We start from the raw sequence: 13,943 nt of genomic DNA, 5'->3' as shown, positions 1-13,943 counted from the left end.
ATGCCGGGACAAGCCCTGTGCACCGATAATCCCATTGCCGGAGCAAGCCGCCATGTCGAATACCCCCTACCCGCTGGACAGAACTGCCTACCTGTTGGTCGATCCGTACAACGATTTTCTGTCGGACGGCGGCAAGATATTCCCGCTGATCAAACCGATGGCTGAACAGAACGGCCTGCTCGACAACCTGCGCAAACTCGACCGCACGGTGCGCGAGCTGAACATTCCGGTGGTCATCGTACCCCATCACCGCTGGGAAAAAGGCGACTACGAAACCTGGGATCACCCGACTCCCACGCAGTGCAAAATCATGCACATGCATCATTTTGCCCGTGGCGAATGGGGCGGTGAATGGCACCCGGATTTTGCGCCGAAGGACGGCGATATCGTGGTTCTTGAACACTGGGGTTCCAGCGGCTTTGCCAACACCGATCTGGATTTTCGCCTGAAGCAGCAAGGCGTCACCCACGTGATCATCGTCGGCCTGTTGGCCAACACCTGCATCGAAGCCACCGCCCGCTATGCCGCGGAACTGGGCTATCACGTCACTCTGGTTCGCGATGCAACCGCAGCCTTCAAAGCAGAAATGATGCACGCCGCCCACGAGCTCAACGGCCCGACATTCGCTCACGTGATTGCCAGCACGGACGAACTGATTGCCAACCTCAAGTCCCAAGGTGAAGCGCAATGAATCTGACCGGCCATTTGCTGATCGGCGCGACGGATGTCGCCGCCACCGAAGGCACGATGAAAGCGCTGAACCCGGCCAGCAATCAGTTGATTGAACCGGACTTCGCCTTCGGTGGTGCCGCGCAGGTTGACCAGGCAGCGAAACTCGCCGAGGCGGCATTCGACCGCTACAGCCACACTTCGCTGGCCGAACGTGCCGCGTTTCTCGAGGCCATCGCTGACAACCTCGACGCAGTACGCAGCGACTTGGCCGCACGCGCTGCGCTGGAAACCGGACTGCCCGAAGCTCAGCTTGAGGGCGAAGCGTTGAGAGCCGCGACCCAGTTCCGCCAATTCGCCGATGTGGTGCGCCGGGGGCGCTTTTTGCAACTGGCCATCGACCCGGCGCAACCCGAACGTCAGCCGCGCCCACGGATGGATCATCGCCTGCAAAAAATCGCCATCGGCCCGGTGGCGATTTTCGGCGCGAGCAATTTCCCGATTGCCTATTCGGTGGCGGGTGGCGATACCGCGTCGGCACTGGCGGCCGGGGCGCCGGTGATTCTCAAGGCGCACAACGCGCATCCCGGCGCTTCAGAAATCCAGGCGCGGGCCATTCGCCAAGCCGTGCAGGCGCATGGTTTACCCGAAGGTGTTTTTTCAATGGTGCGTGGCGGCGGCAATGCCATCGGCGAAGCGCTGGTCGATCATCTGCTGATCAAAGCCGTGACCTTCACCGGCTCCGAACCGGGCGGCATGGCGCTCTATCGCCGCGCGCAATTGCGCCCCGAGCCGATCCCGGTGTTCACCGAGATGACCAGCGTCAACCCGACCTTCATCCTCCCCGAGGCTATGGCAGCGCGCGGCGCCGAGATCGGTGACGGCTTTATCGAACGGATGCTGGTCAACGTCGGCCAGGCCTGTTTGTGTCCGTCGATCCTGATCGCCATACGCGGTGCGGGCCTTGAAGAACTGCGCAATGCCATGCGCAAACGGGTCAGCGCGGCAACGGCGCGGACAATGCTGACGCCGGGCATTCATGGCGCCTACGTCGAGGGTCTGATGGCGATGGAAGGTGCCGGCGCGCAGGTGGTCGCGGTAGGCACGCCGGCCGATGCCACATTTGCCGGACGTGCGACTTTGCTGGAAATCGAGGGCCAGCATTTGCTCAGCGAACCGGCACTGGCCCATGAAGTGTTCGGCCCGTCGGCGCTGCTGGTGGCGGTCAGTGATGCCGAGGAACTGCTGACGGTGGCCCGCTCGTTCAAGGGACAGCTCAGCGCGGCCATTCATCTTGAAGGTGCCGACCTGGAACTCGCGCGGCGCCTGCTGCCGATCCTCGAACGCCGCACCGGGCGCATCGTGGTCAACGCTTTCGCGCATCCACAGGAAGTGACGTACGCCACGGTGCACGGCGGGCCGTTTCCGGCGACTTCGGACAGCCGTTTCACCTCGGTAGGCATGACCTCGATCGAACGCTTCTTGCGTCCCGTGGCCTATCAGGGTTTTCCGGATGAGTTGTTGCCACCGACGTTGCGCGAGGGCAATCCGCTGCAGCTGCCGCGCAGCGTCGACGGGCAATAGCGGCGATCCAGTGCGCGGCGGACGCGATCAAGCATCTGCGCGCACCACCCCGCGCTCTTCCAGCAAACGCACAAACATGCTCAAACTGCGCGACACCGTGCCCCGCCGCCATACCAGCCAAGTGGTCAGATAGCGAAAATCCGCCGTCAACGGCCAGACACTCACGGTGGCGCTGCCCGGCATGCTCTGCAGCATTTTGCGCGGCATCAGCGCCAGGCCGGCACCGGCGCTGACGCAGGCGAGCATGCCGTGGTACGACTCCATTTCGAAAATCTTGCCCGGCACAGCAGCGTCGGTGCTGAACCATTTTTCGAAGTGATGACGGTAGGAGCAGTTGGAACGGAAGGCATAGATATTCTCGCCGTTTACGTCCGCCGCGCGCTTGACGGGCGCGTGGTTGATCGGGGCGATGATGACCATTTCTTCCTCGAATGCCGGCACGCCTTCCAACGTCGGATGCAGCACCGGGCCGTCGACAAACGCTGCGGCCAGGCGCCCGGAGAGCACGCCGTCGATCATCGTCCCCGAGGGACCGGTCGAGAGGTCGAGATCGACTTTCGGGTGCAACTGGTTGTACGCCGCGAGCAATTCGGGGATGCGCACCGCTGCTGTACTTTCCAGTGAACCCAATGGAAACGCGCCCTGCGGTTCCTCGCCCGCCACCGTGGCCCGCGCCTCTTGCACCAGATCGAGAATCCGTCGCGCGTACTCGAGAAAACTCCACCCGGCCGGGGACAGACGCAAGCGGCTTTTCTCGCGGATAAACAGATCAACACCCAGATCCTGCTCAAGCTGCTTGATCCGCGTGGTCAGGTTCGACGGCACGCGATGGATCTGCGCGGCGGCGGCGCTGATGCTGCCGTGTTCGGCAACGGCTTTGAAGATTTCCAGCTGCACCAGATCCACAGTCATTCTCCAATCGTGAAAGAAACGATCTTTATTATTCAGTTTCCAGAAAACAAACACCACCCTACTCTAGGCCCATCCGACGAACATGCAGGACGACGCCATGAGCCAGATTTCCAGCCAGACCCACGCCATCTCGATCAACCCCGCCAACGGCGAGCAGATTGGTCATTACGCGTTTGAATCCGCCGCCGACCTCGACGCCGCACTGACCCGCGCCGCCTATGGGTTTGGCAAGTGGAAGCGCAAGCCGCTGCAGGATCGCTCGCGTTTGTTGAGCGCCCTGGCCGCTGCGTTGCGTGAAACCAGCGAAGCCATGGCCACGATGATCACCCAGGAAATGGGTAAGCCGATTGCTCAGGCCCGTGGTGAAATCGAGAAATGCGCCAAGCTCTGCGAGTGGTACGCCGAACACGGCCCGGCCATGCTCGACGCCGAACCGACGCAGGTTGAAGGCGGCAAGGCACGCATCGAGTACCGTCCGCTCGGCCCGATTCTCGCGGTGATGCCGTGGAACTTCCCGATCTGGCAAGTATTGCGCGGTGCTGTTCCGGCGCTGATCGCCGGCAACACGTACGTGCTCAAGCATGCGCCTAACGTGATGGGCAGCGCTTATCTGTTGCGCGACGCCTTCACCCGCGCCGGTTTCGCCGAGGGTGTTTTCGAGGTGATCAACGTCACTCCTGAAGGTGTATCTACCGCGATTGCCGACCCGCGCATCGCCGCTGTAACGCTGACTGGCAGCGTACGTGCCGGTATGGCGATCGGCGCTCAGGCCGGTGCCGCGTTGAAGAAATGCGTGCTGGAACTGGGTGGTTCCGATCCTTTCATCGTGCTCAACGACGCCGATCTGGACGAAGCGGTACAAGCCGCCGTCATCGGTCGCTACCAGAACTCCGGCCAGGTCTGCGCAGCAGCCAAGCGGCTGATTATTGAAGAAGGCGTGGTTGAAGAGTTCACCCGTAAATTCGTCGAGGCCACGCGTAAGTTGAAGGTCGGTGATCCGCTGTCCGCCGAGACCTACATCGGTCCGATGGCACGCTTCGACCTGCGTGATGAGCTCGACCAGCAAGTGCGCGACACCCTTGAAGAAGGCGCAACGCTGTTGCTCGGCGGCGGCAAGTCCGAAGGTCCGGGCAACTACTACGAGCCGACCGTGCTGGCCGATGTCACCGACCGCATGACCTCGTTCAAACAGGAACTGTTCGGCCCGGTCGCCTCGATCATCACCGCCCGCGATTGCGCGCATGCCGTGGCCTTGGCCAACGACAGCGAGTTCGGCCTGACCGCGACCATTTACACCGCCAACGTCGCACTGGCCCAGCAACTGACCAGCGAACTGGAGACCGGCGGCGTGTTCATCAATGGCTACTCGGCCAGCGATCCGCGCGTGACCTTTGGCGGCGTGAAGAAGAGCGGTTTCGGCCGTGAACTGTCGCACTTCGGCGTGCGCGAGTTCTGCAACGCGCAAACCGTGTGGCTGGATCGCAAATAATCCAGACACCGGAAAACCCTGTGGGAGCGAGCCTGCTCGCGAAGAGGCAATGTCAGCCAACCTATCGGTTGCTGACACACCGCTATCGCGAGCAAGCTCGTTCCCACATTGGCTTTATGCGGCAGCCTGTTGCGGCTCCGCGACGCTCCGATCCTTGCTTAACAATCCCAGTACCACCGTCGCCGACACCAGCGTGATGACCGTCAGGATGTGCAACAGATACTGAAACGCCGCAGCATACCCTTGCACCAGACGTTCGTTGGCCAGCCCCGGAACGGTGTTGATCGCATGCGCCATATCACCCGTGGTCACCCGGTGCGCGGTCTCGGCAATCAGCGACGCCTCGGTACTGCCTGTCACCGCGTGCAGGGCACTCGACAGATCGGCGTGCAGCAATGACGCCAGCACCGCCGCGACAATCGCCAATGCAATCCCCTCACCCGCCACTCGCACAGTGCTGAAGATGCCCGCCGCCATGCCGGCGCGCTCTTTCGGCACGACACTGACCGACAAACCATCCATCAGCCCCCACGGCAAACCGGCGCCAATACCGATCAGCAACATCGGCACCACCAGCGCAAATTTCGCGTCACCGACGTTGTACAGGCTCAGCCAATGCAGGCCCACAGCGGCAATCAGGAAGCCGGCACCGGACAAGATTCCGGCGGAAACGAAGCGCGCCATCGATGCGGCCAGCATCGGCACCACCAGCATCGGCGCCGACAACGCCAGCAACAGCAGGCCTGCATCGATCTCACTCAAGCCCTCAACGCCGATGAAGCGTAGCGGCAACATCACCACCAGCACGATGTAGCAGAAACACGTGCCGATCGGCAGCATCTGCACGCCAATGAATCGCGGATAACGGAACAGCGTCAGGTCCAGCATCGGCCGTTCGACACGCATTTCGACGCGCACGAAAGCCGCCAGCAACACTGCCGAAGCGCCCAGCAAACCGATCACCAGCGGACTGTCCCAGCCACTGTCCGGCGCCTGAATCAGGCCAAAGGTGAAAAGCGCCAGCATCGCGCTGAACAGCAGCGTGCCCGGCCAATCCAGCCCTTTGGCATCAGGGTCGCGGGTTTCGCGCATGCGCGGCACAGCAAAGACCATCGCGATCATGCCAATCAACGCGGTAAAAACAAAAATCGCCCGCCAGTTGAAAGCCTCGATCAGCGCACCCGCCACCAACGGCCCGAATGCCAGACCAATGCCGAACGTCGTGCCGAGCACGCTGTACGCGCGGGTCCGGGCATGCCCTTCGAACTCCTGCGCCAACGCCGCCGAACCACTGGCTAGCGCCGCCGCCCCCGCCACACCCTGTACGGCGCGCAACACATCCAGCCAGAACACCGAAGGCGCCAGACTCTGCGCGATCGACGCGGCGGTAAACAGCAACATGCCGAAGGTGAACAGGCGTTTGCGTCCGTAAACATCCGCCAACGCGCCGGCGGCCATGAGCAGGCTGCCGAACGACAACATGAACGCATTGGTGATCCAGGTCAGCGCCACCGGGCTGCCGCCCAAGTCACGGCCAATGGCCGGTGTCGCCACCGCACCGCCAGTAAAACTTAACGGCAGGACCAGTGCCGAGAGGCACACGGCCGCGAGTATGAGCAACTTGTCGCGCGCTCCGTGCGGCTGAGTCTTAGAAATCATTCGTTCCATCCTTTGAGAAATCACAAAGCTGCGTTGCGCAGCGAATAAGGCGCGAAATACACAGAAAAATCCACCGAAGTTTGCGCACGAAAAAGATGAGAGCGAGCAGCCTCGCTCTCACAGCTCCGGCGTTCAGTTGGCGAAATCGGTAGACAGCGCCAGCTCATTCCACTCGGCCAGTTCTTGCGCCACCAACCGATTCTTCGCTTCGATCCGCGCCACCGTGTCACTGCCCAGCGCCAGGCGTTGCGGCGGGGTCGGTGCATTGACCAGCGCCAGCATCGCCTCGGCAAACTTCTGCGGATCACCCGGTTGCGCATGGTTGGCCGCCTCGGCGAACGCACGCATCTTGCCAACGGTTTCGTCATAGTCCGCCAGCTCAAGCCGGGTTTTGATCAGCGACTGTTCATCAAGGAAATCCGTGCGGAAGAAGCCCGGCTCGACCACCGTGGCTTGAATGCCCAGCGGCGCAAGTTCCTGATGCAACGCCTCGGTAATGCCCTCGACGGCGAACTTGGTCGAGCCATAAACACCCCAGCCCATATAAGCCTGGTAGCCGCCGATCGACGAGATGTTGATCACCCGGCCACTGCGTTGCGCCCGCATATGCGGCAACACCGCGCGGGTGACGTTGAGCAGGCCGAACACATTGGTCGCGAACAAGCGCTCGGTCTCGCTGGCGCTGGTTTCTTCGACGGCGCCGAGCACACCAAAACCGGCGTTGTTGATCAGCACATCGATCCGACCGAAGCGTTTGATCCCTGCGGCAACGGCCTGATGCGCTTGGTCTTCGCGGGTGACGTCGAGACGCACCGCCAGCAGGTTCGGTTGCTCGCCGAGGCGGTCAGTGATGTCTTGCGGGTTACGTGCGGTGGCGATCACCGCGTCGCCGGCACGCAGGGCGCGTTCTGCAATGAGGCTACCGAAACCACGGGAAGCGCCAGTAATGAACCAGGTACGCATATCAACTCCTCCTGTCTGCGACCCTGGCGGTGGTGCCGGGGTCTTCTTGATAAGTTGATGCGACTTTAAGGTCGTGTTACTGGTGTGATAATCCCAGCAATTTTGCATGACTTTGTGAAAGGCATTCACAGATGAAAACCCCTTCAGCGGCAGATCTTTCAGTATTCCTCTGCACCGCTCAGCAGTTGAATTTCAGCAAAGCGGCAATCGAGCTAGGCCTGACGCCGTCCGCGTTAAGCCATTCGGTAAAAGCTCTAGAGAATCGTCTTGGCGTGCGGCTGTTCAATCGCACCACCCGCAGCGTGGCATTGACCGAGGCTGGCGAACGCCTGTATGCCCGACTGAAACCGGCATTCCGCGACATCGACGATGCGCTGGAAGACCTCAACCATTTTCGCGATAAACCCTCGGGCAACCTGCGCATCACCTGCGGACGGCAAGCCTGTGAACTGGTGCTGCTGCCGATTGCCAGCGAGTTTTTGCTGGCCTATCCGGACATCCGTCTGGAAGTGGTCGAGAGCGATGCGCTGCTGGATATCGTCGCCAATGGATTCGATGCCGGGGTGCGCTTCGGCGATCGCCTGGAGGCCGACATGGTGTCGCTGCCGATTGGCCCGACAATGCGTTCGGTAGTGGTCGGATCGCCGGCCTTTTTTGCACGCCACGCGGCACCGCAAAAGCCGGAGGACCTGCACGGACTACCGTGCATCCGCCACCGCTTTCCCAGCGGCTCGATGTACCGCTGGGAACTCGAACGCGGCGGCATCGCCCAGGAAATCGAAGTCAGCGGTCCGCTGACCCTCGGCGATGTCAGCCTGATGGTCGGGCCCGCGCTGCAAGGGCTGGGCCTGGCCTATGTGTTCGAAGACATGGTCAGCGAACACTTGGCCAGCGAGCGGCTGGTGCAGGTGCTGGGAGACTGGTGCCCGTTCTATCCGGGCCTGCACCTGTACTACCCGAGCCGCCGTCATGTGCCGGCACCGCTCAAAGCGTTTATCGACTTCGTGCGCAACCGGCGCTAGGCGTTTACAGATACTTCAGCCAGGCGATGTCGCGGCGACGGGCCTTCAATGCCGAGAACCAACGCACGGCCGGGAACAGCGCAATCGACAGGAGCGCTGCCGCCAGCCAGATCGCCGCCACTGAGGAGAAGCCGAAATAGCTGCCCTGATTCAGCCCGAACAGAGCCACGCCGATCAGGTACAGCACCTTCAACGCGTACAGATGCAGCAGATAGAAAAACATCGGCGCCGAACCGAACACCGTCAGACAACGAATCCAGCGACGATCCTGCACACGCTCGAAGGCCAGTAGCAGCAACAACCCGACGCTCACGGTCAGCGCGATAAACAGCAACGACGGTGGGTACTTGGTGATGTTGAAAAAGCTCATCAGGGTTTGCACCGACGTGTCGCCCACGGCCCATGGTTTCTCGCCATAGCCGTTGATCAGCCGCAACCCGACAAAGCCCAGCAGTCCTGCGCTCCCCGCGATCAGCAGTTGCCACTGACGCAATCCCGCTTCAACACCGCGAGCAAACCACGGCCCCAGCGCGTAACCCAGACCGATCACACCGATCCACGGCAACAACGGGTACGACGTGCGCAGGCGCAGATCGGCGCTGACGTCGATCCAGCCGCGATCATGCAAAATCGCCCAAGGCACATGCAGCGCCGACTCCACTGGAAAATGCACCGCGTCGAGCAGGTTGTGTCCGGCGATGATCGTCAGACTCAACGTCAGCAACAGCCAGCGCGGCAGCCAGACCAGCAGCGACAAGGCGATCATGCTCAAACCGATCGCCCAGATCACTTGCAGATAAATCACACTCGGCGGCAGCTGGAAGGTCCACGCGAAGTTCACCAGCGTGAACTCCAGCACCACCAGAAACAGACCGCGCTTGAACAGAAACGCACTGACATCGGCCTTGCCTGCGTACTTTTCGCCGAACAACCACGCCGACAATCCCGTCAGCAGCACAAATACCGGCGCGCACAGATGCGCCAGGGTGCGACTGAAAAACAGCGCCGGTTCAGTGCTGGCAATGTCCATCGGGTCGCTGACCTGGCGATGCAGCAAAAAGGTTTCACGCACGTGGTCGAGCAGCATGAACAGAATGACCAGGCCTCTGAGGGCGTCAATGGACAGCAGCCGGCCAGTGGTCAACGGGGCAGAACGAGGAAGCACAATCGTCATGAGCGTTTCGCAATTGAAGGGATAACACCGGGTGGCAGAATGACCAGCCCTGAAAATTCGCGTTACCTTATAACAATAAACAACAAAAACCCAAGCTCAATCGATAGTGATTCTCAGAAAAACCTCAGCCGCACAAGTTGCCCAATAGCCTCAGGCTTCTATAGTGATCAAGTCCCCTGCCCTTGCGGCCTGCTGTCGAGCGTTGTCCATGGTCAACACCGAACACCTGATCATTTGCGAGCACTGCGATTGTGTGTACGAAAAAGCCGTGCTGGCCAAACATCAGAAAACCAGCTGCGTACGTTGCGGCGGCGTCCTCCAGCGCTTCAACGGTCTGACCGTCGAACAGCGCCTGGCCCTGACGTTTACGGCGGCGATGCTATGGCTGTTCGCCAACTTCTATCCGGTGATGAGCATCAGCCTCAAAGGCCTGAAAAACAGCGCGACGTTGTGGGATTCGGTGCTGGCGCTGAGCCAGGGGCCGATCACCTTCATCGCGATGGTAGCGGCGATTTCGATCATCATCGCCCCGGCGTTTCAACTGGTGCTGCTGGTCTGGGTGCTGAGTTTCGCCCTGTCCTCCCGACGTGCTCCGGGCTTCAAGTTGTGCATGCGCTGGCTGGAAACCCTGCGGCCGTGGAGCATGCTTGAGGTGTGCCTGCTGGGGGCGATGGTCGCGGTGTTCAAACTGGCGGGATTGCTCGATGTGTTGCCCGGCATCGGCCTGTTTGCGCTGGCCGTGCTCAGCTTGATGATGATCAGGATTGCCGGCCGCGATATTCGCGACCTCTGGGACATTCTATGAAGCGGCCACCGACTGCCAGCGAACTCAATCTGTGCCTGTGCCACAGCTGCGGGCTGGCCTGCGACATGACCGACGAACCACACGAATGCCCGCGCTGCGATGCGCCACTGCACCGGCGCAAAACCAATTCACTGGCGCGCACCTGGGCGTACATGCTTGCGGCGCTGGCGTTTTACGTGCCGGCCAATCTGCTGCCGGTGATGAACACCACCATGCTCGGCAGTGGCGCCGACAGTACGATCATGAGCGGCGTGCTGGAGTTCTGGGAGCACGGCGCCTGGGACATCGCGCTGATCATTTTCATCGCCAGTATCGCCGTGCCGGGAGTCAAGTTCGTTGCCCTCACGCTGCTGTTGATGACCGTGCAACGCGACAGCGCCTGGGCGCGCAAGGAGCGCTCGAAGCTGTACCGTTTCGTCGAACTGATCGGCTATTGGTCAATGCTCGACGTGCTGGTGGTGGCACTGGTCGCGGCACTGGTGAAGTTCCAGGCGCTGGGCGATATCGAACCACGACCGGGCATTCTGTTTTTCGGCCTGGTCGTGGTGTTTACCATGCTCGCGGCGATGAGTTTTGATCCGCGGCTGATCTGGGACAAGGACACGGACGAATCCCTCAGCGACGCTGAACCTCAAGCAGCACCTGCAACGGATGACGCAGTGCCTGATCCGACTGGCGCTTGACCTGACTGCGGCAGGAATAACCGGTCGCCAGTGCCTCTCCCTGCTCTGCCGGCGCCGCGACTTGACGTGCCCACGACTGCTCGTAGATCACCGCTGACGTTTCACGATTGCGCGCCTCGTGGCCATACGTGCCGGACATGCCGCAGCACCCGGTGGCTTGCGTGGACAGCTTCAATCCTGCGCGTTCGAACAGCTGTTCCCACTGACGGGTGGCGGCTGGGGCGTTGGTTTTCTCGGTGCAATGGGCGAGCAGTCGGAACGCTGCGGTTTTATGCTGCGCCGCCTGCTCCGGCATCACCTTGAGCAACCACTCCTGCACCAGCGCCACTTCCGGGCATTGCTGCATACCGGGGACTTTCAGGTATTCCTGGCGATATACCAGCGTCATCGCCGGATCGAGGCCCAGCAACGGCACGCCGATGTCGGCCAATTCACGCAACTGCCGGGCATTGCGCAGTGCCGCGCGATTGAACGCCGAAAGGAAGCCTTGCACGTGAAGCGGTTTGCCGTTGGCGCTGAACGGTGCGAGATACACCTGATAGCCAAGACGCGAAATCAGCTCGACCAGATCCGCCAACAGCGGCGCTTCGAAGTAGCGCGTGAACGCGTCCTGCACGATGACCACACTGCGCGCACGTTGCGCCGCGGTCAGCGCCGACAACGTCGAAACCTTCGCCGGTTGCACCTGCCAACGGCGCATCGCCGCATGGAAATCAAAACGACTGAGCAACGGCACGTCGATCATGCCGCCGACCCGTTCCAGCAGGCTGCGAACGAATGAAGCGCCCATCAAACCGTTGTACAGCGCCGGAATCCGCGCCATGTACGGAATGCTGTACTCCAGCGAGGCGATCAGATAATCCCGCGCCGGACGCAGATAACGGCTGTGATACAGCTCGAGAAAGCGCGAACGAAACTCCGGCACATTGACCTTTACCGGGCACTGCCCCGCGCAGGACTTGCACGCCAGGCAACCGGCCATGGCGTCATAGACTTCGTGGGAGAAGTCTTCGGCCTGCGTACGGCTGTTGCGCCAGCGCTGCCACAAGGTGCTGAAAAAGGCAGGCTTGCGAATGGCATCGGACAACACGTCGACACCCGCTTCGCCCTGCAATCGCAGCCACTCGCGAATCAACGAAGCACGGCCCTTGGGCGATTGCGACCGTTCGCGGGTGGCTTTCCACGACGGGCACATCGCGTCATCGGGGTCGAAGTTGTAGCAGGCGCCGTTGCCGTTGCAATGCATGGCCGCGCCGTAGCTCTGCCAGACTTTTTCGTCGATCTGCCGATCCAGTTCACCGCGCAATGTGACTTCATCGATTTTCAGCAGCGCCGCGCCGGTGTTGGCCGGAGTGGCAATCTTGCCCGGGTTGAACTGGTTGAACGGGTCGAACGCAGCTTTCAAGGCTTGCAGGGCCGGATACAACTCACCGAAAAAGGCCGGGGCATACTCCGAGCGCAGGCCTTTGCCGTGCTCGCCCCACAACAGGCCGCCATAACGCTGGGTCAGCGCCGCGACGCCATCGGAAACCGGGCGCACCAGCGCGGCTTGTTGCGGGTCTTTCATGTCGAGGATCGGCCGCACGTGCAGCACGCCTGCATCGACGTGACCGAACATGCCGTACTGCAAACCGTGGCTGTCGAGCAGGTCGCGCAACTCGGCGATGTACTCGGCCAAGTGTTGCGGCGGCACCGCAGTGTCTTCGACAAACGGCTGCGGCCGCGCTTCACCGGCGACGTTGCCGAGCAAGCCCACCGCACGTTTGCGCATGCCGTAGACCTTGTTCACTGCCGCTTGGCCAACGGCGAGCGTATGGCCCAGGCGTTCAACGGTTTGATCGCAAGTCAGGTGCTCGATGAACGCCTCGACGCGGCGTTGCAGATCTTCGGGATCGTCACCACAAAACTCGACCAGATTGATGCCCAGCGTCGGGCGCTCGGCGCTTTCCGGGAAATACTCGGCGACGCCGTGCCAGACGATGTCCTGCATCGCCAGCAGCAACACTTTCGAGTCGACGGTTTCGATCGACAGCGGCTTGAGCGCCATCAAGGCACGGGCGTCGCGCAAGGCGTCCATGAATCCGGCGTAGCGGATGTTCACCAGCATCGTGTGCTTGGGAATCGGCAACACATTCAGCCGCGCCTCAACCACAAACCCCAGCGAGCCTTCAGCACCACACAGCACACTGTTGAGGTTGAGACGCTGGTCCGCCTCACGCAGATGCGCCAGGTCATAACCGGTCAGGCAACGGTTGAGATCGGGGAAGCGCTGTTTGATCAGTTCACCCTGCTCATCAATGATCTGCCGCGCACAGCGATAGACCTCACCGACACGATCTTCGCGGGCGCACAACGCTTCAAGCTCAGTTTCCTCAAGGGGCAAACCGTGCAGGCGCTCGCCACCGCGCAGGACCATATCGAGCTCAAGCACATGGTCGCGGGTCTTGCCGTAGGTGCAACTGCCCTGGCCACTGGCGTCGGTGTTGATCATACCGCCGACGGTGGCGCGGTTGGAGGTCGACAGTTCCGGAGCGAAAAACAGCCCGGCGGATTTCAGCGCGACGTTGAGCTGATCCTTGACCACCCCGGCCTGCACGCGCACCCAGCGTTCCTCAACATTGATTTCGAGGATGCGGTTCATGTGCCGCGACAGATCGACGACGATGCCGTCCGTCAGCGATTGGCCGTTGGTACCCGTGCCGCCACCGCGCGGGGTGATCACCACCTGCTGATACGCCGGCTCGGCGATCAACCGTGCGACCCGTGCCACGTCATCGGCATCCATCGGAAACACCGCCGCTTGTGGCAGGCGCTGATAGATCGAGTTGTCAGTCGCCAGTACCACACGGCTGGCGTAATCGGCGCTGACCTCACCGCGAAAACCGCTGGCTTTCAAGGCTTGGAGGAACTGCTGGTAATCGCTGGTCAGGGCTTTGGCGGGGGACAGCTGGGCAATCATCGGTCAGGTTATCTCGGTCAAATC

11 protein-coding genes are annotated in these 13,943 nt (G+C 61.5%); 6 read left to right on the top strand and 5 right to left on the bottom strand.

Annotation, left to right across the window (positions count from 1 at the left end):
- Positions 1-52 precede the first annotated feature (52 nt).
- Both ACRRSD_RS26605 and ACRRSD_RS26600 read left to right on the top strand, forming a co-directional pair.
- A complete protein-coding gene (locus ACRRSD_RS26605) occupies positions 53-691 on the top strand; it encodes an isochorismatase family cysteine hydrolase (protein WP_435036261.1) in 639 nt (212 codons plus the stop codon).
- On the top strand, positions 688-2,253 hold the full coding sequence (locus ACRRSD_RS26600) for an aldehyde dehydrogenase (NADP(+)) (protein WP_435036260.1): 1,566 nt from the start codon (positions 688-690) through the stop codon (positions 2,251-2,253). Before ACRRSD_RS26605 ends, ACRRSD_RS26600 begins: the two co-directional genes overlap by 4 nt.
- A gap of 27 nt (positions 2,254-2,280) precedes the next feature.
- Here ACRRSD_RS26600 and ptrR read toward each other — a convergent pair whose 3' ends face one another.
- Positions 2,281-3,159, bottom strand: a complete 879-nt coding sequence (gene ptrR, locus ACRRSD_RS26595) for a putrescine utilization regulator PtrR (RefSeq protein WP_122600302.1) — start codon at positions 3,157-3,159, stop codon at positions 2,281-2,283.
- A 103-nt stretch (positions 3,160-3,262) separates the two neighbouring features.
- Between ptrR and ACRRSD_RS26590 the strand changes: the two genes are divergently transcribed.
- Positions 3,263-4,654 (top strand): aldehyde dehydrogenase family protein, encoded by a 1,392-nt coding sequence (locus tag ACRRSD_RS26590; RefSeq protein ID WP_435036259.1) that lies wholly within the window; start codon positions 3,263-3,265, stop codon positions 4,652-4,654.
- 114 nt (positions 4,655-4,768) lie between these two features.
- On the opposite strand, the gene ACRRSD_RS26585 is transcribed toward ACRRSD_RS26590, so the two are convergent.
- Complete coding sequence (locus tag ACRRSD_RS26585) at positions 4,769-6,313, bottom strand: MFS transporter (protein WP_435036258.1); 1,545 nt, start codon at positions 6,311-6,313, stop codon at positions 4,769-4,771.
- Between the two features lie 132 nt (positions 6,314-6,445).
- Positions 6,446-7,276, bottom strand: a complete 831-nt coding sequence (locus ACRRSD_RS26580; protein WP_435036257.1) for an oxidoreductase — start codon at positions 7,274-7,276, stop codon at positions 6,446-6,448.
- A 131-nt stretch (positions 7,277-7,407) separates the two neighbouring features.
- On the opposite strand from ACRRSD_RS26580, the gene ACRRSD_RS26575 reads away from it, so the two are divergent.
- Positions 7,408-8,298 (top strand): LysR family transcriptional regulator, encoded by an 891-nt coding sequence (locus ACRRSD_RS26575; RefSeq protein ID WP_435036256.1) that lies wholly within the window; start codon positions 7,408-7,410, stop codon positions 8,296-8,298.
- Between the two features lie 4 nt (positions 8,299-8,302).
- Here ACRRSD_RS26575 and ACRRSD_RS26570 read toward each other — a convergent pair whose 3' ends face one another.
- Positions 8,303-9,472: a DUF1624 domain-containing protein gene (locus ACRRSD_RS26570; RefSeq protein ID WP_435036255.1), complete on the bottom strand. Its 1,170-nt coding sequence runs from the start codon at positions 9,470-9,472 to the stop codon at positions 8,303-8,305.
- 208 nt (positions 9,473-9,680) lie between these two features.
- Between ACRRSD_RS26570 and ACRRSD_RS26565 the strand changes: the two genes are divergently transcribed.
- Positions 9,681-10,277, top strand: coding sequence for a paraquat-inducible protein A (locus tag ACRRSD_RS26565; protein WP_134173786.1), 597 nt, complete (start codon positions 9,681-9,683; stop codon positions 10,275-10,277).
- On the top strand, positions 10,274-10,960 hold the full coding sequence (locus ACRRSD_RS26560) for a paraquat-inducible protein A (RefSeq protein WP_435036254.1): 687 nt from the start codon (positions 10,274-10,276) through the stop codon (positions 10,958-10,960). The genes ACRRSD_RS26565 and ACRRSD_RS26560 overlap by 4 nt, the downstream gene beginning before the upstream one ends.
- On the opposite strand, the gene ydiJ is transcribed toward ACRRSD_RS26560, so the two are convergent.
- On the bottom strand, positions 10,893-13,919 hold the full coding sequence (gene ydiJ / locus ACRRSD_RS26555) for a D-2-hydroxyglutarate dehydrogenase YdiJ (protein WP_435036253.1): 3,027 nt from the start codon (positions 13,917-13,919) through the stop codon (positions 10,893-10,895). The genes ACRRSD_RS26560 and ydiJ overlap by 68 nt on opposite strands.
- Positions 13,920-13,943: the final 24 nt, after the last annotated feature.

Source organism: Pseudomonas neuropathica (genome assembly GCF_051174785.1).
GTDB classification, from domain to species: domain Bacteria; phylum Pseudomonadota; class Gammaproteobacteria; order Pseudomonadales; family Pseudomonadaceae; genus Aquipseudomonas; species Aquipseudomonas neuropathica_A.
Note: the sequence above shows the minus strand (reverse complement) of the source record. Positions and strands in the feature narration are given on the sequence as shown.

Excerpts from the sequence above, each read along its gene's own strand:
- ACRRSD_RS26590 (WP_435036259.1), top strand. The coding sequence starts at position 3,263 with ATGAGCCAGATTTCCAGCCAGACCCACGCCATCTCGATCAACCCCGCC.
- ydiJ (WP_435036253.1), bottom strand. The coding sequence starts at position 13,919 with ATGATTGCCCAGCTGTCCCCCGCCAAAGCCCTGACCAGCGATTACCAG.
- ACRRSD_RS26560 (WP_435036254.1), top strand. The coding sequence starts at position 10,274 with ATGAAGCGGCCACCGACTGCCAGCGAACTCAATCTGTGCCTGTGCCAC.
- ACRRSD_RS26565 (WP_134173786.1), top strand. The coding sequence starts at position 9,681 with ATGGTCAACACCGAACACCTGATCATTTGCGAGCACTGCGATTGTGTG.
- ACRRSD_RS26600 (WP_435036260.1), top strand. The coding sequence starts at position 688 with ATGAATCTGACCGGCCATTTGCTGATCGGCGCGACGGATGTCGCCGCC.
- ACRRSD_RS26605 (WP_435036261.1), top strand. The coding sequence starts at position 53 with ATGTCGAATACCCCCTACCCGCTGGACAGAACTGCCTACCTGTTGGTC.
- ACRRSD_RS26570 (WP_435036255.1), bottom strand. The coding sequence starts at position 9,472 with ATGACGATTGTGCTTCCTCGTTCTGCCCCGTTGACCACTGGCCGGCTG.
- ACRRSD_RS26585 (WP_435036258.1), bottom strand. The coding sequence starts at position 6,313 with ATGATTTCTAAGACTCAGCCGCACGGAGCGCGCGACAAGTTGCTCATA.
- ACRRSD_RS26580 (WP_435036257.1), bottom strand. The coding sequence starts at position 7,276 with ATGCGTACCTGGTTCATTACTGGCGCTTCCCGTGGTTTCGGTAGCCTC.
- ACRRSD_RS26575 (WP_435036256.1), top strand. The coding sequence starts at position 7,408 with ATGAAAACCCCTTCAGCGGCAGATCTTTCAGTATTCCTCTGCACCGCT.